Below are 25,954 nucleotides of genomic sequence, written 5' to 3' on the forward strand. Positions count from 1 at the left end.
GACATAAAATGGAGGGTTTGTTTATGGCAAATAATATAGAAAAACAGTTAAAAGAAATATCGGAACGGCTGGAGCAGGGAGTAAAGGAAATCTTTACATCGGAGCGATATACCGAATATCTGAATACCATGTCAAAGTTCCATAATTACAGCTTTAATAACACGCTGCTGATCACCATGCAGAAACCGGAAGCAACACTGGTGGCAGGGTATCAGGCATGGCAGAAGAAGTTTAACCGTCATGTAAAACGTGGAGAGAAAGGAATCCAGATCATTGCACCAGCACCGATCCGGGAGAAACAGGAGATTGAAAAGATCGACCCGGTAACAAAAGAGCCTGTGATTGGGGATGATGGACAGCCGGAAACAGAGATTGTGGAGATGGTGATACCGAGATTCCGCATAACGACAGTGTTTGATGTCAGCCAGACAGAGGGAGAACCGATCGCAGAACTGGAGGTGCCGGAGCTTACCGGAAGTGTACAGTTTTATGATACGTTCATGCAGGCATTGCAGAATATTTCTCCTGTACCGATCCGCATGATGAATGTGGAAGGGGAAGCAAAAGGCTATTATCACCAGACAGAAAAATATATTGCGATAAAGGAAGATATGAGTAATGTCCAGACGATGAAAACCGGAGTCCATGAAGTGAGCCACGCATTGCTGCATGACCGGGAAGTAATGGATGCGGAAGGCGTCTTAAAAGACCAGACAACAAAGGAAGTGGAAGCAGAAAGTATCGCTTACATAGTCTGCAACCATTTTGGTCTGGATACTTCAGAATATTCGTTTACCTATATCGCCAGCTGGTGCGAGAGCAGGGATATGAAGGCGTTGAAAGCATCAATGGATACCATCCGAAAAACATCTGCAGAGATCATTGGGAACATTGAGGAGCAGATGCATGAGCTGGAAAGAGAAAATACCATGCAATATGAAGAAAAAGAAGCATCTGCCACCAGACAAGAAAAACTGGAACAGGACAGTGCGGAAATGATTGATGAAACTTTGCTTTTTCATGGAGAAAGCGGTCGTTTTGCAATCTATCAGATGGATACGGGCGGAGAGCATACTTATCAGTTTATGGGGTTTGAATCGGCTAAAAAATTAGGCTATACCATTGAGGGGAAAGACTACAGGATGGTGTATGCGGCTCCGTGGACACCAACGATTACATTAGAGGATATTTTTGAGAGATTTAATATCAACCGCCCGAACGATTTTCATGGACATTCCTTATCGGTAAGCGACGTCATAGTTATAAACCGGACGGCGGAGACAAAGGCTTATTATGTGGATTCTTTCGGCTTTGAGGAACTTCCGGACTTTGTACAGCAGAGAATGGAGATGCTGGAAAATAATCATACCAGAGCCTATCCCCCAGTCTATAAAGGAACACTTGCTCAGGCAATGGAAGAAAGGGATGTAGATGCCTATCTGGATTCCAGAAAGTTAAACATTGATTGTAAGAAAGCAATCGAGGAAGCGATCGCATTAAAATTTGACGGATTGCATTTAGAGGAAGATGCCGCAACGCAAGTGTTAGAGCAGTTTGGAGAAGAACGTATGACGTTTGTTATGGCAAATACGCTCCGGGAACTTTCTTATGACGGCAGATTTTCCAGGCAGAACAAAGACTGGGCAGAACATATCGAAATCCCGGAAAATATCAATCAGGGGAAGAATCTGAATCAGGATTATGTGATAGAAAGCCATCCAGCAGTGTTAGATGGTTTTATTGATATGGCAAGGGCAGAGATCCGGATGCAGAAGATTGAACAGGCGTTAGATGAAGCGGAAGTTACCATTACAGCAGATACCAGAGGATTTGAAGCAGATGGACATGCGGGAACCTGGCATACGGTGGATGAAAGAGAGTATGCAGGGGAGAAGTTTTTCTTCATGGAACATGATGAGTATGGTTCAGATGTGGCAGGGATTATCGTATCGGAACATGGTCAGCTTATTGCAGAAGATCTCTGGAATGGGTATGATGCAGGAGCATTGGAAGCTATTTCAGAATATCTGCAGGAGAAAGGGATTTCTGTAGAGGGACTTATGCCGGAACTGGAGCCGGATGAACTGGCATATAAGATTGACGATAGGTATTTTGCAATCCAGAGAACAGAGGAAGGCTATGATTATACCTTTTATGCTTTGGATTATGATGAGATCGACGGCGGTGCCTATGATAATCCTGATATTTCTATGCGTCAGGCAATGGAAGATATTCTTGAAGATGAGGATATGTCCCTGGAAAATGCCGTTCCCGTTGACTATGAGGATTTGATGGCAGAAGTGGAAGAAGCAGGCGAACGGCAGATGCAGCTGGCACAGTTATTAAAGAATTGTCCACCAAGTATTTTTGAGGATTATGACAGGGAAAGAGCAGTGGATACCTGTGAGGGAATTGTAATGCAGTTTACCAAGAGCAAAGGGTATCTGACCGTACAGGCAACGGAAGAAGGCTATTTTTATATTTTTTATGATTCTGACCTGCACGAAATCCATTCCAATGATTATGACGATCCCAAAGTATCTGTTCAGAAAGCTACTTATGAAATCTTAAAAAGTGAAAGAATGGATGATATGGAATGTGTCAAAGTGGACTATAAAGAATTTGAGGCAATGACCATCCAACATTCAAAGGATTTACTACAGGCAGGTGAGCTTCGTGCGACTTCTGAGATTGGAAGAGATGAAGCAGCATTAAATGGTCTTAGCAGGGCAGAAGTGGAACGGGGTGTCTTGTATCACGCACAGGGTATTCTGGAAGATATGGGATTAGAAAATGAAGTAGAGCTGCTTGCAGCAAGGGTGCATGGTTCCAGAAGCAGAGAGGAACTTTACAGAGATGATTCTGACCTTGATGTGGTGCTTTCTTATCGTGGCAATATCCGGGAGGACAGTTTCTTCAATGAATTAAATGCTCATGGTATAGCAATGGCAGGTATTAAGGTGGACATCAATCCTATCGCAGAAGAAAGAATCACTCTGGCAGAATATATGAAAGAGTCAGAAGCCTATCTTGATCAGAAGGAAATCGAAAAGCTGGCGGTGGATTTAGATAATTTCAGCTATGAATATGACACTTACGAGTATAAAGATATCGTTGAGAACAGGGAAGAACAGGTGAAGAAAATCACAGAGGACATTCTGAATAAGAAAACAGGGTGTTTAAAGGACTGGTTGGTTGAAGTATCGGAAGAATCTGATATAGACAGTGATGTGATAACTGCCCGGTCACTGCTCTCCCGTTTAGAAAATGCAGAAACCTTTTCTATCTTTACCAGACAATCAGAACAGGAACAGCCAGAAGCTACGATCAGTTTCTATGTAGCAGAGTGCATGGAGTTCCCGGTCATGGGTGAGTACCATAATAATCTTACTCTGGAAGAAGCAATCAAAATCTATGAAAGTATTCCGGCAGAACGCCTGCATGGAATCAAAGGGATTGGTTTTGATCTGCAGGACGGGGATGAGGATTATTCCGGGGAATACGGACTCATGAGTGGAGACAGGATAGACAGGGATCTGATTGATATGATTCCACATTATAAGGAAAGCCCATTGGTACAGAAAGCAATCAATGACATGGAAAAGTATCTGAATGAGAAACATGGAAAAGTGCAGGAGGCAGAACAGACCGTGGAAGTGAAACAGAAAGTTTCAGAAACACCATTCAAGAAAGAATCCGTATCAGTAGAATCGAACCGGGAACAAAACAAAGAGCCTGCAAAGGGTGGAAAAGGGGAACTGAAAAAATCCGTGCTGCAGTCGTTAAAAGAGTTCCAGGCAAGAGCAAAAGCACAGGAGCAGAAAGAAATGGCAACTGAAAAATCCAAAGCACATAAGAAGGGAAATGTAGAATTATGATGAATCTTGCAATGAACTTTGATACAGATGAATGCTTAGTGACCGCAATGTTTGATAAAGGCAACCGAAATGATACGATGGAAGCTATCGACAATATCATTCCATTTCTGAAAGGGGATGCGGATATGATCGGGCTTGTCTGCAATACCATAAGAAAGCTGTTCTGCATGAGTGATGAAGGCTATGAAATTTTTCTTATGGATCTGGAAGATTATAAAGCGGATTTGGAAGATAATTATAAAAAATAGAGAATATTTTGTGTGAATTAGTGTTAGATAGAATTTATTTAAATTGGAGAAAGTAGCCAATCCGATTGAGAAACTGGCACATATTATTAATATGATAAATTTTATTATTGGCTTTTAAATTTCACAATGCATCATAGTAAAATAAAGCGAGTATGTAAAAGAGCAGTGTAATTAATGATATAATAAAAAGTAAGAAAAATATTTTTGACTATCTTTTTGTACAATTTATTCGTTATATATAATAGAAAGTGCTTTCAGTAGAAAAAGGAGGAAAGAAGTGGATGCAGATTTTCTTTTGATTCACAAAATGAAAAATGGTGATGAAGAAGCTATAGAGGTATTCGTAAAAAAATACTATTCAACTATACGGAATTATTGTCGATTACATACATACACAGACTGTGATGCAGAAGATATTACTCAAGCAACATTTGAACACTTTTTTCGATCATTTAGATCGTATCATCATTTGGGAAAGACTGCTAATTATTTGTATGTGATTGCTCGAAATTTATGTCGGGATAGTTATAAGAAAAAAAGAGATATTGTGATGGAAGCGTTACCAGATAAGGGGGAAAATCCAATTGCTGTAATTGAGAATAAAATAGATATAGAAGAATCAATAAAAAAACTTCCAGAAGATTTGCAGGAAGTAGTTATTCTACATTATTTTCAGGATTTGAAATTAAAAGAAGTAGCAGATATTATTGGCATAGGACTTCCTCTTGTAAAATATAGGATAGGAAAAGCAAAAGAATTGTTGAGTGTTTATCTGGGGGATAAGAAATGATGATGACAGTTGATGAAAAATTGCATGCGTATGCAAAAAATCAGAAGGATAGAAATATAGATGAGAAAAAATTACAACAGACCATTATAAAATCGAAAGAAGCATATTGGGATGGAGAAATCGAAAGAAATATGTCATGGTTAGAATTTTTATATCAGCAAGCTTCGTATATACAGAAGCACTGGTGGTTTGCTCAAGGGGCAGTATTACTAATCCTTTGGATGACAATGTTCTTATCAGACAGTAGTATTTATACAAGGCGCTGCATGGGGATTTTGGCACCGAGTTTTGTAATATTGATACTTCCGGAACTCTGGAAAAATAGAAGCAATGGGGCTATGGAAGTAGAAGGTGCAACATTTTTTTCCATAAAGAATATATATGCCGCACGAATGCTACTCTTCGGCATGGTAGATGTTTGCCTATTGAGTGTGTTTTTGATAACCAGCACTTTTGTGTTACAGATTGCATTTATGGATATCTTAATACAATTTATTTTGCCAATGAATGTGACATGCTGCATATGTTTTCGATTACTTTGCAGTAAAGGAGATGATTATGTATCTTCCACATTATTTTCCTGTCTGATTTGGATCGCTGTTTGGACGCTTGTAGTTCTCAAAGATAGTATTTATGAGCATATATCTACATCAATATGGTGTGGAATGATGATATTATCTGTTTTATATTTGTGTTACAGTATTTGGCGAGTATGGAAATGCAGTGAAAGATATTACGAGAGTAATGGGGCAAGTGTATAAGACTATTATGGTGTCAATTACGAGAAATCACACAACGGTCGTAATCAGAGAAATGTGAGGAATTTGATTATGGAATTAGAATTGAAAAAATTAACAAAAGAATTTCAGGGATTTAAAGCAGTTGATGATATCACGCTGACGATGAGTAATGGAGTTTATGGGCTTCTTGGTGTCAACGGTGCTGGAAAAACAACGCTGATGAGAATGCTCTGCACACTTATTAAACCTACTTCGGGAAGCATATTATGTGATGGAAAAGATATTTTTGCATTGGATGGCGAATATAGGAGAATTCTTGGTTATTTACCTCAAGAATTTGGATTTTATCCGGAGTTTTCGGTTCATGATTATTTAATGTATATTGCGTCAATTAAAGGAATGCGAATAAGTATTGCACGAAAGCGTGTAACAGAACTTCTGCGGCAGGTTGGGTTGGCTAAAATGCAGAATAGAAAAATGAAAAAATTGTCTGGAGGAATGAAACGCCGTGCAGGGATTGCCCAAGCTATGCTAAATAACCCAAAGATTTTGATCCTCGATGAGCCTACTGCAGGTCTGGATCCGAATGAAAGGATACGTTTTCGAAATCTGATCAGTGAATTGTCACAGGATCGTCTCGTGCTATTATCAACACATATTGTGTCGGATATTGAATACATTGCCAACCAGGTGTTATTGATGAAAGATGGAAAGATTAGCCATTCAGGAACACAAGAAGAGATTATTCAGTCAGTACCAGTAAAAGTATGGAGTTGTGTAGTTGCAAATAATGAAGTTGAAATGTGGCAAAAACAGTTTAAAGTCTCAAATATGAAAACACTTTCGGATGGAATAGAATTACGCATTTTGTCTGAAAAATCTCCACACTATAATGCGAAAGAGGAAACGATGACTTTGGAGGACATATTCTTATATTATTTCGGAGAGAAAACAGGTGATGATTATGACGTATTATGAAATAAAAAAAGTTTTTTCAAAAAAGGAAGTAAGGTTGCGCTGATATTTATTTTTATTGTAATTTCAGTAGTCTTGTCTTTTATCATCGGGGATAATAAATATGTGAATCGTAATGGTGATGCGGAAAGTGGAATATCGGCTATGTTAAAGGTTCGTGAGTTGAAAAAAGAATGGTCAGGAGAACTGACAGAGGATGTGCTTAGAAAAATTATTGAAGAAAATGTCAGGATTTCACAGACACCGGAAGCTAAGTCGAATGATTTTAGACAGAATGATATAGCATATAGTCAAAGACAGGGTTTCATGGATATAAGGGATTTACTAAATTGTGATTATGGAGAGTTTAACGATTATAATTATTATCTGGCAGATTCTCTTTCTCCTGATGAAGCAGTAGATTTTTATTCTAATCGTATCAAAAATTTGAAAAATTGGTTAGAAACTGATGGAAAGGATCAGTTTTCTGAAAAGGAAAAAAGTTATTTAATAAGAGCGTATGAAAAAATGAAACCCCCTTTATATTATGATTATCAAGCGGGATGGAAAAACTTATTTCAATATTCACCCTCAATAATTATGATTTTGACATTGGTATTAGGTTTCCTTTGTGCAGGTATTTTTTCAGGTGAATTTCAGCTGAAAGCGAATGCAGTTTTTTATTCTTCTTATTATGGCAGAAATAAGGCTGTATGGGCAAAAGTGAAAGCAGGAGCAATCATAATAACGGCTATTTACTGGGCGGTTATGTTGTTATACACTATGCTTGTTTTGGGAATTCTTGGTGTAGACGGAGCAAATTGTCCCATACAGTCTAGTATGAGTGGGTGGAAGAGTATTTATAATATCACGAATGCTCAGGAATATATTTTGATAGTTCTTGGTGGATATCTGGGATGTTTATTTATGCAATCTCTAACTATGTTGGTTTCTGCGAAGACAAACTCATCAGTAATAGCGGTAATCGTGCCTTTTATTTTGATTTTTCTTCCATCATTTTATCAGGAACAAGTCTACCATTATTAAATAAAATTTTGGGACTTCTTCCAGATCAAATGCTTCAAATGAATCAGGTAGTTAAATTTTTTAACTTGTATGAAATCGGAGGAAAAGTGTTTTGCGCAGTTCCTATTTTAATAATATCGTACTCCATTCTGCTATTATTGATTGTTCCAGTTATTTATTTTATATATCGCAGAAAAGAAGTTTATAATTAGATGAAGAAACATCTGTTAGAGGGAGTGAAAACATAGGAAAAATATTATTATTATCGTTTAAAGATAGTGAAGAAGAAATGATAGAGTCTGTTCTTGCTGCTTTGAAAACCGGACGAAATATATATTGTGATGAAAAAAATATAAATCCATTGAAAATACATTATGGAGATATTGTTATTTTATTAGCCACAAGAGAATTATTCCGAAAGCAGAAAAAAATAGATTTGTCTTTTACAGAGTTTGAAATTTTGCATTTATTAATGCGAAGTCCTGGAAGAGTGTTTAGTAAAGAACAAATATATGATATAATCTGGAATGAACCCTATTCGGGTGATTACAATGTTGTTATGCGACATATCTGCAACATTAGAGAAAAGATAGAAGATGATCCTGGACATCCGGTATATATACAAACGGTGCGCGGTGTAGGATATCGGTTTAACGGAAATTTAGGCAGCGAGTGAAATCGCTGCCTATTATTATGGTTTTACAAAGAAGGAAGTTTGTTATGAGAAAATCTTTGTATTTTAGGAGCATTCTGTTTGAGATATTTGGACAGGTTTTGATGTATCAATTCCAACTCTTTTATTTCTTGCTTAAAAGAAACGTATTGAGTATTTAGTGATTCCTTTCTGGAAATAAGATCTGCAATTTGCTCTTGTAACTTATTGGAATTAAGATGTTTCAGGTCTATACCATTTTCCTGTAAAATATGTTCAGCACCAGCGAAAAGAATAATTTGAGATTCATATTTACGGAAATAACGATCCGGATCTTTGGAACTTTTATAATGGTCATCGTAAATTTTATTTTTCTGATATTGTTTGGCATATTTTAGCATTTCTCGAAGATGACGTATCTGAGACTCGAGAGAAACAACAGAGGTATTTACCTCTTTTTGCTGCATATGTAACAAGGCTATGCGGTCTTCAAGTTCTGAAAAATTATGTAGATTATGTGTGAGCATCTTGTTATATTCAGCAGAGACAATTTTTAAATTTTCGGTAGTGTAAATTATTCTGTGTAAACATCTCAGATTGATGATAAAATCATAGGTTTATAGAATACAAAAATATAATGTGATGGGCTGAATGGCATACTTTGCTGTTCAGCCTGTTGTTTATTTAGTAGCATGGATTCTATTGCATGTCAAGGGCGCCCGAGAAAATCGGGCGTTTATTTACCCTTGATATGCGATTGGATCTGTGCTTAATCGATATCCTCTGGCTGGATCCGATCCCCAAAATAGATGCATAACTGATCCAGTGTCAGACCCCAGTCCCAAGCCTTTCCGGTCCATTTTTTTGTAGCATCCATCATTGCCAGATAGAGCATCTTGAAAAGTGCATCATCGGTCGGAAAAATAGTCTTGGATTTCGTAACCTTGCGTAGCTGGCGGTTAAAATTTTCGATAGAATTTGTAGTGTATATTAATTTACGTATCTCAGATGGATATTTAAAATAAGTGGATAATTGTGTCCAGTTATTTCTCCAAGATCCAATGGAAGCAGGGTATTTTTTGCCCCATTTTTCTTCCAGATCTTCCAAGGCTGTGAGCGCAAGATCTTCTGTATCAGCTTTGTAAACCAGCTTTAAATCCGCCATAAATGGTTTTAAATCTTTGTAAGAGATAAATTTTGTAGAATAACGAATCTGATGCACAATACACCTCTGGATCTCCGCCTGTGGGAATACTGCATGGATGGCATCCCCGAATCCGGTCAATCCATCTACGGATACGATCATGATATCTTCCACACCTCTGTTTTTTATCTCGTTGAGAACGGACAACCAGTATTTCGCACTTTCATTTCCTCCTACCCACATGCCGAGAACCTCACGTTTTCCATTCAGTTTAACACCTATAGCAACGTAAACAGCTTTTTTTACCGTTCGATTGTCTTCTCGAACATGGAAATGTACCGCATCCATAAAAACAATGGCATATTTTCTTTCCAGCGGCCGATTTTGCCATTCTTTTGCGATAGGAAGGATTCGATCTGTCATATGTGATATCATTTCTGCTGATGCATCCACACCATAAACATCTTTGAGATGAGCGGAGATATCCCTTGTCGTCATTCCTTTTGCATACATAGAGAGTACCTGATCTTCAATGTTTGAGATATCTGTCTGATTCTTTTTCACAATCTGCGGTTCAAAATCTCCCTTTCGATCTCGTGGTATATCCAGATCGATCGTCCCCATTGAAGAGGTGACTGTTTTAGGACTATAACCATTACGGCTATCGTCTGTCTCTTTGTTCTTGTAGTCATACTTGGAATATCCAAGGTGATCATCCATTTCAGCTTCTAACATACCTTGCAGCGTTTCGCCTAGCAGGTCTTTCAGCATGTCCTGGACGTCCTGGGCATCCTTTGGTTGATAGTGTTCCAACAAGCTACTGATGAACGCTTTGCGTTCCGGATCCATTTTTCTTCTTCGTGCCATAAAAAAATCCTCCTAAATTGATATTTATTTTAACATCAATCCAAGAGGATATATAGCTCTTTTAGAGTTTACACAGAATTAATTACAGTCTCAAATTTTCCTTATTTGCCCATTTCTGAAGCCCAATGTTTCCTGCTATATTGGGAGCATTGGTATCTATTAATTTGTTATGAACAGAAGGAAAAATAGCTTTCTGACGTTTATTTTCAATGCGTTCTTTGATACGTTCTTTAGTAAAATTTTTTCCTAAAGATTTAGCACTTCCACGCACTGGACGGGACATATCGGGAGAACGAAAGGTAATGTATTTTCTGCTGTTTTCGCCAAATTCTGCGTTTTTTATTTCATATCCTTTAGCTTCCATAAATGCAAGAAATTCTGAGTAAGTGGAAACAATTCGGATTGTCTGGTTGATATCTTTTCGCAGCTGCGCTTTTTTACTGGATTCAGATTTATTTGCAGCCCATTCATTGTATTTCATTCCTTTTTTACCATCTGGCATAATTGTGGACAGGTTATGTTCCTAGCATAAAGTGTCGCTGAGATTTCGTATTTTCCAGTAATTCTTTTTACAGTCATGGTAATGAGAAAAAGTGATGTTATCTGCAGAACAGAAAATTAAATGGTTATGTACATGACCTTTATCAGTGTGTGTTGTCAGAACATAGGAGTATTTTCCCTCCAGTAAGCGATCCGCAAGTTCTTTGCCAATTTGATGGGCTTCTTCATAGGAAACTTCACCAGGGGAAAATGCCTGAATCAGATGAAATGCCTTATTTGTATTGTGCGGATCTCTGCAGTCATGTGTATGATCCAAAGTGTATTTAAAGTCAAGAACGGCTGTTTCGGGAGAGCAGGCAAAGGAAGAAATATATAGATTCTGGTCAGTTTTATCTGGATTGCAGATGTATTCTATTGCTTTATTAACGGTTGTTTTGATACCATGGATTTTTGTAACTGCCATATTTTTTCCATTAACTCCTTTATATCGTCCAGGTCCTTTGGGTAAACTGTATTGGTACTGTTTATACGATGGGTGATCTGATTCAAATTGCTGCTGATATTGCCCAACAGGGTATTCATTTTTCGGATATGAGAGTAGTCTACTTCATATACAAATCCATATAAGATCATTTTCCGTAGAAAGGCAGATTTGCTTTTCATCCTGGAAAGACGATATTTTTCTTCTAAAATGTATTGTTCGTCATCATTCAAATAAAATTGTACGGGATGAATTCTGGTACGTTTGCTCATTGAAATCCTCCAATTCGTTTTTTTCTATAAAAAAGAGTACAAAAAAACTGTCTAACCAGTTCGGTTATGACAGTTATATTACTTGACTGTATGATGTTTTGGATAGATGTGTCTACAGTTTATTTTAACAGGAGTAGGCGGAAGCGTCAAATTAAGAAATTATAAAATATGAGAGGGCCAGGGATACTCCCTGATACATTTTGGTAGAATGAACCGGAAAGGGAATTTGACAAAATGAGCCAGGTGTCATGACACTGGCAGTGCTTGCTTCTTTTGGGGTGTAGCCTGCAAAGCAGGCTATGCAAAAGCTATAAAACATAAATAGAACTGTGAGAAGTGGTTGAGAATACAATCCTGATAGCGTATAATCAGAGAAAGAAATCGTAAGTGAGGGATAAATTTGAAACGTGAAGAAATTTTTCAATATGTAAAAGAGCAATATGGAACTGAACCGGAATATTTATGGAAAAAAGATCCTGATTCTGCGGTGCTTCGACATAAAAATGGAAAATGGTATGCTATAATTATGGTAGTGGAAAAGAAAATACTGGGATTAGAAGAAGATGGAAACATTGACATCCTGGATGTAAAATGTGATCCTGATCTGGTTGGGATGATTATTCAAACGTATGGATTTTTACCGGGGTATCATATGAATAAGCAACACTGGATTACGATTCTTTTGGATGATTCTGTCAGTGAAGCTAAGACGCTGGATTTTCTGGATATGAGTTATGATTTAATTGACAGTGGGAAGTAATAAAAAAGGAAGCCTTTCAGAAAAATCTCTGATCGGCTCCCAGGTATTCATTCTGGATATGTATAAGTTGATCTTTGCAACAGGATATTTTCCCAATCTCGTTCATGGCGCAACACTCGGAGAATATGAATCTCTTTTGTTTCTTCCATTATAATATAAAAAATAATAGATGGCGGAAAAGATCTTTTATGTATGGAATATCCTCTGTACAGAATTTGAGTTCGGGGAAAGGCAGTACTGAACTGGCCTAAATTCTGCATTTGTTCTTTCAGATCAGATTGAAAACGGTCAGCACGTTGCTGGCCGAATTCTTCTTCAATATAATCTGCAATGTCTGTGACATCGTAAATTGCTTCCCAGGTTAAAATAATTTTATATTCTTGCATTTCTTCGTGCATCCCTTAATTCTGTGATTTTGCGAAAAGCATCTTCCAGTGGCAATTCACGACCAGCTTCCATATCATCAATTCCCCGGTCTAACATGCGGAGAAGATGATTGTTTTCCTGGTTTTTATCGGTTGTAGGGACTTTTTTTGTTAATTCCATGAAATCACTCCAATCATACGGTTTATAAATAGTGTATGTTGTTCAGAAGTATCTATCCATAGTTTAGCATAGAATGGGCAGCAATACAATTGAATTATTTTGCAGGAGCGTCCGTCAGACCAAGAAGATATTCGCAGGAAACATTAAATACTTCGGCCAGTGCGACAACTTCGTAGTCGGGAACGAAACGTGTGCCTTGTTCAATTCGCAGGATTGCCAGATCATTAAAATCATATCCTGCAAGTTGTAATTTGGCAGCGAGTGTTTTCTGAGTAAGATTATGAGCCTTTCGTAATTCTTTTACCCGTTGTCCTATTCTGTTTTTACTGTTCGTTTTTTTATCCCAATAAATAATCATTCTGATCCTCAAAAGTTTCTAAAGATGAAGTATTATTATTGATTTTAAGGAAAAATATTGTTACTATACTTCTAAAGATGAAGTTTTTGGAAAGTTTATTTGATTTTTGAAATAAGAAAATGATAATGCTGCCTGTAATGAGAAATAATTCTAGTGAGAGGTGGAAAGAAGATGAATGAATTTTATGAAGCAGTATCGAATTTGTTTGAGGAATTGCGCTGTGACTCCGGAGAAAGAGAATATACAGTACAGCCGGAAGAATGGAAAGAAGCAGAGAAGAATTTGAAACAAATACAAAAGAAGCTGCCACTACATCTGGAAAAAATCCCAGAGCGTGAGCAGAATTTCTGGAATAAATATCTGAATCAGTTAGAACATTTCCATTATGAAGAGGAGCAGCGGGCTTATTACCAGGGAATGATGGATGTAGTTGAGTTTCTTATTAATATAGGGGCAATAAAGAAATCCACGAATGTTAAGAGAATGATGGAAAAATACGCACGTTAAGAGTGGCGGTATGGGAAACCATACCGCTTCTTCAGAATAATTCAGATAGAATTCAAATGAATTTCAGGGATCTTGTTTATCGTGGTCTGTAGGAATTTTGTATGTGCGCAGGTATGCTTCTACGATGGCAAGGATAGCGGTAATTTGCTCATCGTTGCATTTTGACAGGTACATGAGCAGGCGTTGATAATCAAGATTATCTGTATGATTGTTTGGATAAAACAATGGTTCAGGAGGAACATTTAAAGCGCGTACCAGTTTTCTGATTTTATGAAAACTGGGAACTCGGCCCCCATTTTCAATTTCCTTTAAATATCGGCTGGACATTTCTGCTTTTTCAGCTAATTCTTCATAAGTCAATTTTTGCTCGTGTCGGGCGTTCTTAAAAAACAATCCCAGTTCTTTATCTGTTTGTTTTGGCATATGATACACCTCCATGTTTAGTGTATAGTTCCCTTTCTTGAAAGAAAATGAACTAATATTTCACTAAAAAAGAGGGTGATATTTCACTTTTTAAAAGACATATAAAATTCTGAATTTCCGTAAAACAGATCCGGAGGTATTGGAAAGATTAAGAATTTTATTGTCTGGTATCACATCCGTCATTACGTGACGGATGAAATAGATAAATAGTTCAAAAAAGCAAATAAATTTCTTTACCTCAAAAAGTGAATTATACGCCACAAGAAATGATGGCAAAATATTATCTTTTGATATAAATAGCGTCCGATGGGCTAAAAACTACCCATTAGGACGTTTTTTATATACCTCAAAATACAGGAAAAACAATTTTCTCGTATTTATTAAGAAATTTTTTAAAAATTTCTTCCCACACCCCGACAAATGCACTCATCCGTTTGGGATATGTGTGAAGGGGAAGCAAGAACTTTGCTTATTGCCTACCGGCGGGGAAGGAGGTGAACTCTTATGGAGCAATCCTCTTTTCAAGATGAGCAGACAGTCAGACATCAGTTTGATTCTCTGTGCAAGCTGGCATTGAAAAGTGAAGTTATTAATTATGAAAAGCATATGGCATATCGCCAGAAGTATGAAGTGATGTTGTCAGAATTATCAGAAAAGGAGTTGAGCAGACTTTTTATAATGGATGAGCATGAAATGGAAACACATCGTTTTCAGGTTCTGGGTTACGACATAGAAGTCAAAGATGCATTGATTGCTGAAGCACTGCAGACACTTACTGAAAAGAAAAGGAATGTTGTGTTATTATCATATTTTATGGATATGAGTGATGCAGACATTGCCAGAGAAATGAATCTTGTACGCAGCACAATTAATGAGCATCGTAGACGATCACTGGAACTGATGAGAAAAAATATGGAGGAATCTGCAAATGAAAAAAAGTAAAAAACAGAAATGCACATTTGATTTGCTGCCATTCCATGTTATTGAGGCAGCATCAACTGGTGATACTGAGGCAATCCAGGCAGTGTTGAAGCATTATGAAGGGTACATAACAGTTTTGGCTACCAGAAAAATGTTTGACGAATTTGGACAGGTGCATTACTGTGTAGATGAAACTCTGCGTCAACGCCTGGAAGCAAAACTGATTACTAAGACCTTGGGATTTGATACGAAATCATATGTAAGGAAAAGTAATCAGTAAAGGGAGTATTTAATATAGATTCCTTTTCCCCTTCAGGAATTTTGTACCTTGAAAATTGTATATTGTTTTACATACAGGACGTGAAGATATGTAGAGCCACTAGGTAAATCCGCCATGATATATCTGCTCTGTTAATGGAGTAAATACGAGGAAATGCTGAAATATAACATTGAAGTAAAGGTATGGAGCGAGAAGAATTTGACAAAATGTGCAGCAGCTGCACAGGGCGACGAAGCATATCTGTGATAATGATACTTCCAGAAAAAATCTGGTCATATATAATGACGGTGCAAAACCGATGTGGGCAGAGTACTGAACTGCCACCTGTATTGTAATTTTATCTGCCGATGACAGTGTATAAAATTGTAAATTGTCATGGGCAGATAAAAATGTTTTGTCCAAAGAGAAAAGGAGGAGAGAAGAGTGGCGATTAAAATTGAAAAAGGTAAGATTCCAATTTGGGAAAAATATATGCTTACGGTGGATGAAGCAGTGCAATATTTTGGAATAGGTGAAAAGAAAATAAGGATGCTTATTTCGGAACATCTAAATTCAGAATGTTGCTTTACAGTCCAGGTGGGGTGTAAGTCATTGATTAACCGTAAGAAATTTGAGGCCTTTCTGGATCAGACTACGTCTTTGTAAAAAATATACGAACAATTTAGCACTTTAAAGTGGAAATGCTAGCCCTGGTATGATATAATACCTATATCGTGCTAGGGCTTCTTCGTGGAAAGGGGCGAAGACGTTTGGGTAAAACAAAACGTGACCAAAAACGACGGGATAAAAAAGGTCGAATTTTACGAAACGGAGAAAGTCAGAGAAAAGATGGAAGATATGCGTTTGTATATACAGATTGTTATGGAAAGCAGAAGTTTTTGTATAGTTGGAAATTAGAGCCAACAGATTCTCTGCCAACTGGATGCAGACCATGCTTAGCTCTAAGGGAAAAAGAAAAAAATATCCAAAGAGATTTACATGATGGTATAGTACCTTACGGAGGAAATTTAACAGTTTTAGATTTGGTTCAAAAATACATTGGACAAAAAAAGGGGGTTCGTCATAACACTCAGGCGAACTATGATTTTGTGATCAATATAATAAAAAAAGAAGAATTCGGAACCAGAAGAATAGATAAAATAAAATTGTCGGATGCAAAAGCATGGTTTATTAAGCTGCAAGCAGATGGAAGAGGATACAGTTCCATTCACAGTGTGCGTGGAATTGTAAGACCTGCATTTCAGATGGCAGTTGAAGATGATTTACTGCGCAAGAATCCTTTTGAATTTCAATTATGTACAGTTGTCGTAAATGACAGTGTTACAAGACAGGCAATTACAAAAGAACAGGAAGAGTTATTTCTGGAGTTTATCCGAAATGATGACCATTACTCAAAATACTATAATGGAATGTTTATTTTGTTTAAGACTGGACTGCGTATTTCTGAGTTTTGTGGATTGACAGTGAAAGATATTGATCTTCAGGAGAGAAAAATCAATGTGAATCATCAGCTTCAGAGAACCAGAGGAATGCAGTACGTCATTGAAGATACCAAAACTTCAAGTGGAACACGAATGTTACCGATGACAGATGAAGTTTATGAATGTTTTGAACAGATTGTGAAAAACCGTAAAAAAGTAAGGGTTGAGCCGATTATAGATGGATATAGTCGATTTCTATTCCTGGATAAAAAAGATATGCCTGAGGTAGCACTCCATTGGGAAAAACATTTTCAATGGGCGTTAGGAAAGTATAATCGTACTCATGAGAAACAAATGCCAAAGATCACGCCTCATGTATGCAGGCATACATATTGTTCCAATATGGCGAAAGCTGGAATGAATCCGAAAGCACTCCAATATTTAATGGGACATTCTGATATAGGGGTTACGTTAAATGTATATACGCATCTGGGATTAATTGATGCAAAAGAAGAGATGAATAGGATTGCAAAACTGGCATAGTATGATAAAATAATAGAAAAAAGAATTAAAAATAATCTGATTATAAGGTTCTTAGAAAGCCTGTTTTCCAGGCTGATTATTACTAAGAAGTTACTAAATTTGGATAAGAAAATATACGAATTTATGCTGTGATATACAGGAAAATGACAGGATTGAAGATTATCGGAAAATACCTGTAAACAGCGTAAATACAGCATTTCAAGGAGTTTTAAGCAATGATAAGAGTGTTATTTGTCTGCCACGGCAATATCTGCCGCAGCCCAATTTCTGAATTCGTTATGAAGGATATGGTTACGAAACGAGGCATCAAGGCTAAATTTTACATTGCGTCTGCAGCCACCAGTACGGAGGAAATCTGGAATGGAATCGGGAATCCGGTTTATCCGCCGGCAAAGCGGGAATTGGCAAAGCATGGGATTTCCTGCGAGGGGAAAAGAGCGGTACAGATCACCAAAGCAGATTATGGAAAATATGATTATATTCTGGGAATGGAAGAGAGAAACATTCGGAATATCTTGCGAATTGTAGGAAAGGATCCAGAAGGGAAAGTGAAGCTCTTACTGGATTATTCAGATAATCCCAGAGATATTGCTGATCCGTGGTATACGGGGGATTTTGAATCTACTTACAGAGATGTAGTAGAAGGCTGCGAAGGATTTCTTGCGTATCTGGAGAAAAATGAGAAGATATAGGTTGGAAGAGTATACGCAATATGATAAACGTAATGATGAAATAAAAATAGTAAAAACAAAAAAACAATGCAAAAATGTGCATTTTGAACATTTTCTATTCCCTATTCTAGTGACAATTTTATTCAACAGGACTACAATAACCTCAATCTAAGAATTTCGCAATGACGATCTAATGCAATAAAAATATCATTAGAAACACGTCTCATAAAATGTCAGAGGCGTGTTTTCTATATGATAAAACTTTAACAAAAATACAAAAAAACGGAAAATTGTGTTGATTTTATCCCTCAGATATGTATAATATAGGATAAGGAAAAGAGGAATCAATCCGGTTCCATTCCTTTGGTTTTGTACCATAGAAGCTGTGACCGCAGGTAATATTCTTTGATATGTATTACGGTGAGATGCGGACTGAAGCTATAAATCTGCATTCGCAGATGAATTCCATTTTAGAGAAAAGAGGTTAAGTGTAAGATGGCAAAAATCGATTTAACAAAGTATGGTATTACCGGAACTACAGAAATTGTTTACAACCCCTCTTATGAAATGTTATTTGAAGAGGAGACCAAACCAGGTCTTGAGGGCTTTGAAAAAGGACGGGTCAGCGAGCTTGGCGCTGTTAACGTTATGACAGGTATTTATACCGGACGTTCTCCTAAAGACAAATATATCGTAATGGATGAGAATTCTAAAGACACCGTATGGTGGACATCTGACGAATATAAGAATGATAACCATCCTGCATCACAGGAAGCATGGGAAGCAGTGAAAGAGATCGCTAAGAAAGAGCTCTCCGACAAGAGACTTTTCGTAGTTGATGCATTCTGCGGTGCTAACAAAGATACTCGTATGGCAATCCGTTTTATCGTTGAGGTTGCTTGGCAGGCACACTTTGTAACAAACATGTTCATCCAGCCTACAGAAGAAGAACTGAAAGACTTCGAGCCAGATTTCGTTGTTTACAACGCTTCCAAGGCTAAAGTAGAGAACTACAAAGAATTAGGTCTTAACTCTGAGACAGCTGTAATGTTCAACATTACAAGCCGCGAGCAGGTTATTGTCAATACATGGTATGGCGGAGAGATGAAGAAAGGTATGTTCTCCATGATGAACTACTATTTGCCACTTAAGGGCATCGCTTCCATGCACTGCTCTGCAAATACAGATATGAACGGTGAGAACACCGCTATCTTCTTCGGCCTTTCAGGAACAGGTAAGACTACACTTTCCACAGATCCTAAGAGACTCCTTATCGGTGATGATGAGCACGGCTGGGACGACAACGGAGTGTTCAACTTCGAGGGCGGTTGCTATGCTAAGGTTATCAACCTTGACAAGGATTCTGAGCCGGATATTTACAATGCAATCAGGAGAAATGCTCTTCTTGAGAACGTTACACTTGACGCAGAAGGAAAGATTGATTTCGCTGATAAGAGCGTTACAGAGAACACTCGTGTATCTTATCCAATCAACCACATTGAGAAAATCGTTCGCCCGATTTCTTCCGCACCGGCTGCTAAGAATGTTATCTTCCTTTCCGCAGATGCATTCGGAGTACTTCCTCCAGTATCTATCCTGACACCAGAGCAGACTCAGTACTACTTCCTGTCTGGATTCACAGCTAAACTTGCTGGTACAGAGCGTGGAATCACAGAGCCTACACCTACATTCTCAGCTTGCTTCGGACAGGCATTCCTTGAACTGCATCCGACAAAATACGCTGAAGAGCTGGTTAAGAAAATGGAGAAGAGCGGAGCAAAAGCATACCTGGTTAATACAGGATGGAATGGAACCGGAAAACGTATCTCCATCAAAGATACTCGTGGTATTATCGATGCAATCCTCAGTGGCGCTATCTTAACAGCACCGACTAAGAAGATTCCATTCTTTAACTTTGAGGTTCCTACAGAGCTTACAGGCGTTGACACAGGTATCCTTGATCCTCGTGACACATACGCTGATGCTTCTGAGTGGGAAGTTAAAGCAAAAGATCTTGCAGATCGTTTCGTTAAGAACTTCAAGAAATATGAAGGAAATGCAGCTGGTAAAGCACTTGTTGCAGCTGGTCCTCAGGCATAATCATTTAAGATTATTTATGGGTCTGCCGTATTTACGGCAGGCCCTTTGTTGTTTATACTGGCAATATTTATAAAATGTTTTCTATGAATGAAGAAAACAACCACCACAGCTTGTTGCTATTCACTGTTAACGTCCCGCGAGGCGTTTTTTTGGTGAACAAAGTTTAAAGCAAATACGAGAATTACAGCGCGAAATCATGTGAACATGATTTCTGTGCATCGCGAAGCGTGCTGCTGTGAAGGTCGTGAACAGTAATAACAGCTTTTATTGTAAGGGAAAATTGTCGATAGAAAATCCTTTACAAACACATTCATATCTTATATACTATCCATACAGCAACTCAAATGGAAGCCTTATCTATTTCTAAATATCTGCTTCCATCTTTTATTTCAAATACGGATCATTTGCAGTGCACAGCAAGGTCAGTATTCGTTAGGGCATTTCGCCCGTTTTTATCAAGAAAGGAATTATATATGAGCAGAGAGTATGAGGTATTTGTGGAGAGTCTGCGCCAATCTCTAATGGAACGGCTTGGACTTAATGAGAAACAGATTTACTTTGAAGAACGGGACGAAAATGGCATGACACCAAACGGCGACCGGCTGTTTGTAGAGTGCAATGCGTCTTCAGTGGGAAAAGAAGTCTGCGGAATTCACACGGAAGAGCTTTTTGAGGATTATGAGGATGGTGTTTCACTGGAACAGATTGCAAAAACAGTGGAAAGTGAAATACGTAAATTAAAAACAGCTGGATTTTTTGAGAAAACCAAAAATCTGAATAACTACGAAAAGGTGAAAAATGATCTTTTTATCCGGGCACTTAATGTAGAACGCCATGAACGAGAACTGTCGAAGGCAGTATACCGTGTAGTGGGCGATATTGCACTTGTGCTATACATGCAGGTGGGAAATTTGGATGGCCGGATCAGCAGCATGAAAATACGCACGGATAACATAAAAGAATGGGGAAAGGATGAAAAGACAGTTTTTGACGCAGCTCTTCTAAACACGTATTTTATTTCGCCGCCCAGAATTTTTTATTGGGAAAAACTGGTCTACAATCCAGATTATGATGGAGAATGCTTCATGGATCTGAACCATGAATTCTATCTGACAAGGGACAGCATCGGAAGCTGTCTGAGCACTGCCAGAAGGACAAACGGAGCCGTTGCAATATTCTTGCCAGGCGTGGCCAAAAGGCTTGCAGATCTGATGGATGCAGATTTCTATATGGTTTTTACGAGCATTCATGAGGTGATGATCCACAACGCTGATCATTCCTATCCGGAGGATCTTGAAAATGTTTTGAGAGAAACTTTGCGGGAGGCAACTCCGGAAGAAGATTTTCTCACGGACAAAATATACAGATATTGTAGAGAGACCGGAGATTTTCTGATGTATAAAGGCACCGTATTTATTGATTTAAACAAGTTGAAATCTGACAGTGAAGAGAACGGATAAACAGATAGAAACAAGTGTAGTTACGTCATTTTCGGACTTTTTGTACAATGGGTGTTTTCGGCAGAAATTTTGATTGCAAAAAAGAACTGCAGTCAGATTGTAAACCAATCTGCTGCAGTTTCTAAAAACCAAATTATGAATTTCTATCCGAGAATTGCGGAATCGTTGGAGAACTCTTCTCCGCTGGCTTCCTCAAATTTATCAAGAAGCTGTTTTACGGTAAGCTTTTTCTTTTCTTCTCCTTGGATATCAAGAATGATTTTTCCGTTCATCATCATGATCAGGCGGTTGCCGTGAGCAATGGCGTCCTTCATGTTATGTGTGATCATCAGTGTAGTAAGGTGATCGCGGTTGACAATCCTGTCTGTGATATCCAGCACCTTGGCAGCTGTTTTGGGGTCAAGGGCTGCGGTATGCTCATCAAGAAGGAGAAGCTTTGGCTTCTGAAGGGTTGCCATGAGAAGCGTAAGTGCCTGTCTCTGACCTCCGGAAAGAAGACCCACCTTAGAGGTAAGACGATCTTCAAGACCAAGATTCAGAATCTTCAGAAGCTCTTTGTACTCTTCTCGTTCGGCTTTTGTAATACCAGAACGAAGAAATCTTGTTTTTCCGCGGCGTTTTGCAAGGGCAAGATTTTCTTCAATACCCATGGTAGCAGCAGTTCCGGTCATGGGATCCTGAAATACACGTCCCAGATAAGCTGCTCGCTTGTACTCGGAAAGTTTGGTGACATCTGTTCCGTCAATGATGATCTGTCCCTCGTCTACTGGCCATACACCGGCAACTGCGTTCAGCATTGTGGATTTTCCGGCACCGTTGCCGCCGATGACAGTAACAAAGTCGCCTTCATTTAATTTCAGGGAAAGTCCGTTCAGAGCCACCTTTTCGTTGATGGTTCCTGGATTAAAGGTTTTATATATGTTTTTGATCTCAAGCATTGTTCTTACCTCCGCGTTTTGCTGGTTTTGCGAAATATTTTCCCTTCCAGTAAGGCACTGCCAGGAATACAGCTACTACAAGTGCAGACAGCATTTTCAGAAGGTCAGTGTCGATACCCATCCAGATAACAGTCTGGAGAACCAGATAGTAGAGAATGGAACCAAATGCTACGGCCAGAAGACGGAGCGCGAAATTGCGGAAAATACGGCTGAAAATCGCTTCGCCGATAATAACAGCAGCAAGTCCGATTACGATAGCACCACGTCCCATATTGACGTCTGCAAATCCCTGATACTGTGCAAGCAAGGCGCTGGAAAGAGCAACAAGTCCGTTGGAAATCATAAGTCCAAGTACTTTGCAAAAATCAGTGTTGATACCCTGTGCACGGGACATGTTTGGATTGCATCCGGTAGCACGGAGGGAACATCCAAGCTCTGTTCCGAAAAACCAGTAAAGAACTGCGATGATCACAACAATAAATAAAGCGACGATAAGAATTGTGTTCTGAGTGATCGGTACATTTTTTATACGGCGTAAGGAAATCAGAATCGGGTATTTATCAACGTTGATAGCCTGGTTTGCTTTTCCCATGATTTTCAGGTTAACAGAGTACAGGGAAAGCTGTGTCAGGATTCCGGCAAGGATGGCCGGGATTCCCATAAAGGTATGGAAAATACCGGTAACAAGACCAGCTGTCATACCAGCCAAAGTGGCAACTAAAAGAGATACCCATACGTTATGTCCGCTGGTCATCATCATGACGCAGACAGCACCTCCGGTACACATGGTACCGTCTACGGTCAGATCGGCGATGTCAAGGACACGGAATGTAAGATATACGCCAATAGCCATAATACCCCAGATCAGACCCTGGGCAGCGGCACCCGGAAGTGCCATGATTAAGTTTGCAATTTGCATGTCTTTATCCTCCTGCATGCGTGATTTGTTTGCTGGAGCGTGTTTGAAAAAACATTTTCGCAATTTGTACGCCCCACTGTGCGGTATATTTTGCCTGAATTCGGTTGTCGTAGCCCGTTACGACGACCTCACCCGGACAAAATCTCCCACAAATTGTGACACACATCTTGCAGAAAGCCTTTTACAAATACACTCTGGTGTTCACTGTGTGAACATCAACATTTGTTTTGTGGACAAATGTTTGAAAAAGACAGTTACTGGAATCTTTATAGTGTTTTGTATGTGGAGTAACTGGCTTTTTGTTATTTGCGTAAACAGAAATATTCATTTTGGAAGAAATGCTATTTTATGCATAATTATGCATAAAATATACTTAAAAATACATTCCTTCAGAAACGACACAAACAGCGAGAGAGGCTTCCCTTCCCGCTGTCTGTGTTGATTACTGTCAGAGTCTTTTGACAAGCTCTAAAAGCAACTGAATGTCTAAATTAACTGTCAAACAAATATGAAAATTTTTATTGTGCATTACTGCATATGTTATAAACCAGTAATTATTCTGCGTCAGCACCGATTGCAACATAGTCATCCGGAACTTCAATTCCCAGCTCAGCACAGATGTCTGCATTGTATTCTTTTGTGAAGTTTGGTGCATATTCGATTGGCATTGTAGAGATATCTTCACCATCTTTCAGAATTTTAACTGCCATTTCACCAGTTGCTTTTCCAAGATCATAGTAGCTGATGGAAAGTGTAGCAACACCGCATCCGGAGCAGATTCCTTCTTCACCTGCGATTACCGGAACCTTTGCCGGAAGGCAGATGTTGTTGATCAGCTCTGTGTTGGAAGCTGCTGTGTTATCGGTAGGAACATAGATAACGTCACTGTCTGCAACTGCATTTGTTACAACAGAAGAAATATCGTTGGAGTCAGAGAATGCGTAGTATTCGCAAGTGTATCCAAGATCTTCAAGAGATGCCTTCACCGTATCAACCTGATACTGGGAGTTTGGTTCTGCGGAGCAGTACAGAAGTCCTACAGTCTTAGCATCCGGGAAAAGTTCATTCAGCATTGCTGCCTGCTGGTCGAGAGGAGCAAGGTCTGAAGTACCGGAAATATTGCCGCCTACAGTACCATCAAAATCTGTAAGGTCAAGAGCTACGCCATACTCTGTAACTGCAGTTCCAAGAATCGGGATATCGCTTGTTCCGGCAGCTGCTGCCTGAAGAGAAGCAGTAGCATTTGCAAGGATAAGGTCTACGTTACTGGATACGAAGTTGTTGATGATCGTACTACATGTTGCGGAATCACCCTGTGCATTCTGCTCATCAAATGTTACGTTTTCTTCGCCAAGACCTTCTTTTACTGCATCTTCAAATCCCTGTGTTGCTGCATCCAGTGCTTCGTGCTGAACTAACTGGCAGATACCAATGTTGTATGTTTTCTGCTCTTCAGCGTGTACGGTTACTGTACCTGCAAGACCTGCTACCATAGCTCCGGTCAGAATTACTGACAAAACCTTTCTTTTCATATTTTATTTCCTCCTTAAAAAGTGTTTTCGTGTTTTAAAGTGCTTTTTCTGCTTTAAAGTATTGCCTGCACAAAATAATACCGCTTTAAAGCGTAAAAGTCAAGTCGCTTTTGTAATTTTTTTACATATCCTAATAGAGAAATAGTATTTGAAAAGGAAATTTTGACATGCCATATTCTATTATGATTGACGCCGGGCATGGCGGCAACGACCCGGGAGCGGTATATAAAGGGCGCAGAGAGAAAGATGACAATTTTGCTCTGGCTATGGAGGTTGGAAGAATTCTGTCTGAAAACGGAGTTGATGTTTTATATACAAGAACTACAGATGATTACATTTCTCCTTTTGAGCGGGCAAGGCTGGCAAATGAGGCAAAAGTGGATTTTTTTATCTCTTTTCACAGGAACAGCAGCCCTGAGGTGAATCAGTATAATGGTGTAGAAGTGCTGGTTTATGATAAAAACGGAATTAAGTATGAAATGGCACAGAATATTGTAGGTGCTCTGGGCGAATTGGGATTCCGTGAAATTGGAGTTCAGGCAAGACCGGGCCTTGTTGTGCTGCGAAAAACAAAAATGCCGGCGTTGCTTATTGAAACCGGATTTTTAAATTCTGACAAAGATAATCAGCTTTATGATGAAAAAAATGCTGAGATCGCGCAGGCTATTGCCGGGGCGATTCTTGGAACTCTGGATCAGCAGCAGGGTGAAGAACCTTTGTATTACCGTGTACAGACTGGAGCTTTTCGCAAACGGGAAAATGCGGATCGAATGCTTTACTTGCTTCAGGAAAAAGGTTATCCGGCATATATTTTGCAGGATGGAGAACTTTATAAGGTTCAGGTAGGTGCATTTTTACAGCTGGATAATGCTATCCGTATGGAACAGAAATTGCGGGAGGATGGGTACTGTACGTTGATTGTGACGAAGTGAAAAGAAAGTAGAAAAAAGCAGGAAAAAAAGTTATAATGGAAAATCATAAGTGCAGGGGAAAGTCCTCTGGCAGAAAGAAGGAACAAAAGC

Annotated in this window: 31 protein-coding genes; 18 read left to right on the forward strand and 13 right to left on the reverse strand. The window is 38.8% G+C overall.

Going from position 1 to position 25,954, the window contains the following annotated elements; genetic code table 11:
* The first annotated feature begins 23 nt into the window (after positions 1–23).
* The 7 genes from DW904_RS05855 (at position 24) to DW904_RS05885 (ending at position 8,312) form a co-directional block, all read left to right on the forward strand.
* On the forward strand, positions 24–3,878 hold the full coding sequence (locus DW904_RS05855) for a DUF3849 domain-containing protein (RefSeq protein WP_118578491.1): 3,855 nt from the start codon (positions 24–26) through the stop codon (positions 3,876–3,878).
* Positions 3,875–4,126 (forward strand): transposon-transfer assisting family protein, encoded by a 252-nt coding sequence (locus tag DW904_RS05860; RefSeq protein WP_005426535.1) that lies wholly within the window; start codon positions 3,875–3,877, stop codon positions 4,124–4,126. Before DW904_RS05855 ends, DW904_RS05860 begins: the two co-directional genes overlap by 4 nt.
* A gap of 277 nt (positions 4,127–4,403) precedes the next feature.
* Positions 4,404–4,916, forward strand: a complete 513-nt coding sequence (locus DW904_RS05865) for an RNA polymerase sigma factor (protein ID WP_021650349.1) — start codon at positions 4,404–4,406, stop codon at positions 4,914–4,916.
* Positions 4,913–5,677 (forward strand): hypothetical protein, encoded by a 765-nt coding sequence (locus tag DW904_RS05870; RefSeq protein WP_005426531.1) that lies wholly within the window; start codon positions 4,913–4,915, stop codon positions 5,675–5,677. The genes DW904_RS05865 and DW904_RS05870 overlap by 4 nt, the downstream gene beginning before the upstream one ends.
* A gap of 69 nt (positions 5,678–5,746) precedes the next feature.
* Positions 5,747–6,634: an ABC transporter ATP-binding protein gene (locus DW904_RS05875; protein ID WP_005426530.1), complete on the forward strand. Its 888-nt coding sequence runs from the start codon at positions 5,747–5,749 to the stop codon at positions 6,632–6,634.
* Positions 6,635–6,736: 102 nt separating this feature from the next.
* On the forward strand, positions 6,737–7,657 hold the full coding sequence (locus DW904_RS05880; protein WP_243110316.1) for an ABC transporter permease: 921 nt from the start codon (positions 6,737–6,739) through the stop codon (positions 7,655–7,657).
* 268 nt (positions 7,658–7,925) lie between these two features.
* Positions 7,926–8,312, forward strand: coding sequence for a response regulator transcription factor (locus tag DW904_RS05885; protein WP_005426528.1), 387 nt, complete (start codon positions 7,926–7,928; stop codon positions 8,310–8,312).
* Positions 8,313–8,335: 23 nt separating this feature from the next.
* Here DW904_RS05885 and DW904_RS05890 read toward each other — a convergent pair whose 3' ends face one another.
* The 5 genes from DW904_RS05890 to mobC all read right to left on the reverse strand — a co-directional run bounded on the left by DW904_RS05890 (position 8,336) and on the right by mobC (position 11,553).
* Positions 8,336–8,815: a hypothetical protein gene (locus DW904_RS05890; RefSeq protein ID WP_243110317.1), complete on the reverse strand. Its 480-nt coding sequence runs from the start codon at positions 8,813–8,815 to the stop codon at positions 8,336–8,338.
* Between the two features lie 242 nt (positions 8,816–9,057).
* Positions 9,058–10,299 carry an IS256 family transposase gene (locus DW904_RS05895; RefSeq protein ID WP_092072812.1) on the reverse strand — a complete coding sequence of 414 codons (1,242 nt, stop codon included), beginning with the start codon at positions 10,297–10,299 and terminating at the stop codon, positions 9,058–9,060.
* Between the two features lie 82 nt (positions 10,300–10,381).
* Positions 10,382–10,801, reverse strand: a complete 420-nt coding sequence (locus tag DW904_RS25040) for a hypothetical protein (RefSeq protein ID WP_347562032.1) — start codon at positions 10,799–10,801, stop codon at positions 10,382–10,384.
* A 21-nt stretch (positions 10,802–10,822) separates the two neighbouring features.
* On the reverse strand, positions 10,823–11,263 hold the full coding sequence (locus DW904_RS25045; protein WP_347562033.1) for a relaxase/mobilization nuclease domain-containing protein: 441 nt from the start codon (positions 11,261–11,263) through the stop codon (positions 10,823–10,825).
* Positions 11,212–11,553 carry a plasmid mobilization relaxosome protein MobC gene (gene mobC / locus DW904_RS05905; protein WP_005426517.1) on the reverse strand — a complete coding sequence of 114 codons (342 nt, stop codon included), beginning with the start codon at positions 11,551–11,553 and terminating at the stop codon, positions 11,212–11,214. Before mobC ends, DW904_RS25045 begins: the two co-directional genes overlap by 52 nt.
* Positions 11,554–11,953: 400 nt before the next feature.
* Between mobC and DW904_RS05910 the strand changes: the two genes are divergently transcribed.
* A complete protein-coding gene (locus DW904_RS05910) occupies positions 11,954–12,313 on the forward strand; it encodes an MmcQ/YjbR family DNA-binding protein (protein WP_019162150.1) in 360 nt (119 codons plus the stop codon).
* 47 nt (positions 12,314–12,360) lie between these two features.
* Here DW904_RS05910 and DW904_RS05915 read toward each other — a convergent pair whose 3' ends face one another.
* The 3 genes from DW904_RS05915 to DW904_RS05920 form a co-directional block, all read right to left on the reverse strand.
* Positions 12,361–12,699, reverse strand: coding sequence for a type II toxin-antitoxin system RelE/ParE family toxin (locus DW904_RS05915; protein ID WP_019162149.1), 339 nt, complete (start codon positions 12,697–12,699; stop codon positions 12,361–12,363).
* A complete protein-coding gene (locus DW904_RS22770; protein WP_005426514.1) occupies positions 12,686–12,859 on the reverse strand; it encodes a hypothetical protein in 174 nt (57 codons plus the stop codon). Before DW904_RS22770 ends, DW904_RS05915 begins: the two co-directional genes overlap by 14 nt.
* A gap of 94 nt (positions 12,860–12,953) precedes the next feature.
* Positions 12,954–13,217: a helix-turn-helix transcriptional regulator gene (locus DW904_RS05920; protein WP_015541275.1), complete on the reverse strand. Its 264-nt coding sequence runs from the start codon at positions 13,215–13,217 to the stop codon at positions 12,954–12,956.
* A gap of 171 nt (positions 13,218–13,388) precedes the next feature.
* Between DW904_RS05920 and DW904_RS05925 the strand changes: the two genes are divergently transcribed.
* A complete protein-coding gene (locus DW904_RS05925; RefSeq protein ID WP_059085549.1) occupies positions 13,389–13,724 on the forward strand; it encodes a hypothetical protein in 336 nt (111 codons plus the stop codon).
* Positions 13,725–13,787: 63 nt separating this feature from the next.
* Here the strand turns inward: DW904_RS05925 and DW904_RS05930 are convergent, their stop codons facing one another.
* Positions 13,788–14,147 (reverse strand): helix-turn-helix transcriptional regulator, encoded by a 360-nt coding sequence (locus DW904_RS05930; protein WP_015524620.1) that lies wholly within the window; start codon positions 14,145–14,147, stop codon positions 13,788–13,790.
* A 504-nt stretch (positions 14,148–14,651) separates the two neighbouring features.
* Between DW904_RS05930 and DW904_RS05935 the strand changes: the two genes are divergently transcribed.
* From DW904_RS05935 to DW904_RS05965, 7 genes are all read left to right on the forward strand, one after another.
* Positions 14,652–15,089: a sigma factor-like helix-turn-helix DNA-binding protein gene (locus DW904_RS05935; RefSeq protein ID WP_005426505.1), complete on the forward strand. Its 438-nt coding sequence runs from the start codon at positions 14,652–14,654 to the stop codon at positions 15,087–15,089.
* Positions 15,076–15,348 carry a helix-turn-helix domain-containing protein gene (locus tag DW904_RS05940; RefSeq protein ID WP_059085550.1) on the forward strand — a complete coding sequence of 91 codons (273 nt, stop codon included), beginning with the start codon at positions 15,076–15,078 and terminating at the stop codon, positions 15,346–15,348. The genes DW904_RS05935 and DW904_RS05940 overlap by 14 nt, the downstream gene beginning before the upstream one ends.
* 423 nt (positions 15,349–15,771) lie before the next feature.
* Positions 15,772–15,993 (forward strand): excisionase, encoded by a 222-nt coding sequence (locus DW904_RS05945; RefSeq protein WP_021650362.1) that lies wholly within the window; start codon positions 15,772–15,774, stop codon positions 15,991–15,993.
* Positions 15,994–16,097: 104 nt separating this feature from the next.
* Complete coding sequence (locus DW904_RS05950) at positions 16,098–17,312, forward strand: site-specific integrase (RefSeq protein ID WP_022214379.1); 1,215 nt, start codon at positions 16,098–16,100, stop codon at positions 17,310–17,312.
* A gap of 215 nt (positions 17,313–17,527) precedes the next feature.
* On the forward strand, positions 17,528–18,004 hold the full coding sequence (locus tag DW904_RS05955) for a low molecular weight protein-tyrosine-phosphatase (protein ID WP_118578492.1): 477 nt from the start codon (positions 17,528–17,530) through the stop codon (positions 18,002–18,004).
* Positions 18,005–18,478: 474 nt separating this feature from the next.
* Positions 18,479–20,083: a phosphoenolpyruvate carboxykinase (ATP) gene (gene pckA, locus DW904_RS05960; protein WP_118578493.1), complete on the forward strand. Its 1,605-nt coding sequence runs from the start codon at positions 18,479–18,481 to the stop codon at positions 20,081–20,083.
* Positions 20,084–20,556: 473 nt separating this feature from the next.
* Positions 20,557–21,543 carry a DUF5688 family protein gene (locus DW904_RS05965; protein ID WP_118578494.1) on the forward strand — a complete coding sequence of 329 codons (987 nt, stop codon included), beginning with the start codon at positions 20,557–20,559 and terminating at the stop codon, positions 21,541–21,543.
* A gap of 143 nt (positions 21,544–21,686) precedes the next feature.
* Here DW904_RS05965 and DW904_RS05970 read toward each other — a convergent pair whose 3' ends face one another.
* From DW904_RS05970 to DW904_RS25050, 3 genes are read right to left on the reverse strand one after another with little or no spacing between them, the layout of a single operon-like run.
* Complete coding sequence (locus tag DW904_RS05970) at positions 21,687–22,481, reverse strand: ABC transporter ATP-binding protein (protein ID WP_118578495.1); 795 nt, start codon at positions 22,479–22,481, stop codon at positions 21,687–21,689.
* Positions 22,474–23,400, reverse strand: a complete 927-nt coding sequence (locus tag DW904_RS05975; protein WP_118578496.1) for an ABC transporter permease — start codon at positions 23,398–23,400, stop codon at positions 22,474–22,476. Before DW904_RS05975 ends, DW904_RS05970 begins: the two co-directional genes overlap by 8 nt.
* Positions 23,401–23,404: 4 nt before the next feature.
* The gene (locus DW904_RS25050) at positions 23,405–23,566 is read right to left on the reverse strand and encodes a DUF6783 domain-containing protein (RefSeq protein ID WP_306467811.1); all 162 of its coding nucleotides are present in this window, start codon (positions 23,564–23,566) and stop codon (positions 23,405–23,407) included.
* Here DW904_RS25050 and DW904_RS25055 point away from each other — a divergent pair.
* Positions 23,495–23,842, forward strand: coding sequence for a DUF6783 domain-containing protein (locus tag DW904_RS25055; RefSeq protein WP_306467812.1), 348 nt, complete (start codon positions 23,495–23,497; stop codon positions 23,840–23,842). The genes DW904_RS25050 and DW904_RS25055 overlap by 72 nt on opposite strands.
* Positions 23,843–23,954: 112 nt before the next feature.
* Here DW904_RS25055 and DW904_RS05985 read toward each other — a convergent pair whose 3' ends face one another.
* Complete coding sequence (locus DW904_RS05985) at positions 23,955–24,932, reverse strand: ABC transporter substrate-binding protein (protein ID WP_118578497.1); 978 nt, start codon at positions 24,930–24,932, stop codon at positions 23,955–23,957.
* A 167-nt stretch (positions 24,933–25,099) separates the two neighbouring features.
* Here DW904_RS05985 and DW904_RS05990 point away from each other — a divergent pair, with 167 nt between their 5' ends.
* A complete protein-coding gene (locus DW904_RS05990) occupies positions 25,100–25,864 on the forward strand; it encodes an N-acetylmuramoyl-L-alanine amidase (protein ID WP_118578498.1) in 765 nt (254 codons plus the stop codon).
* Positions 25,865–25,954: the final 90 nt, after the last annotated feature.

Origin of the sequence: Ruminococcus sp. AM42-11, assembly GCF_003480145.1 — a bacterium.
Lineage (GTDB): Bacteria > Bacillota > Clostridia > Lachnospirales > Lachnospiraceae > Blautia_A > Blautia_A faecis.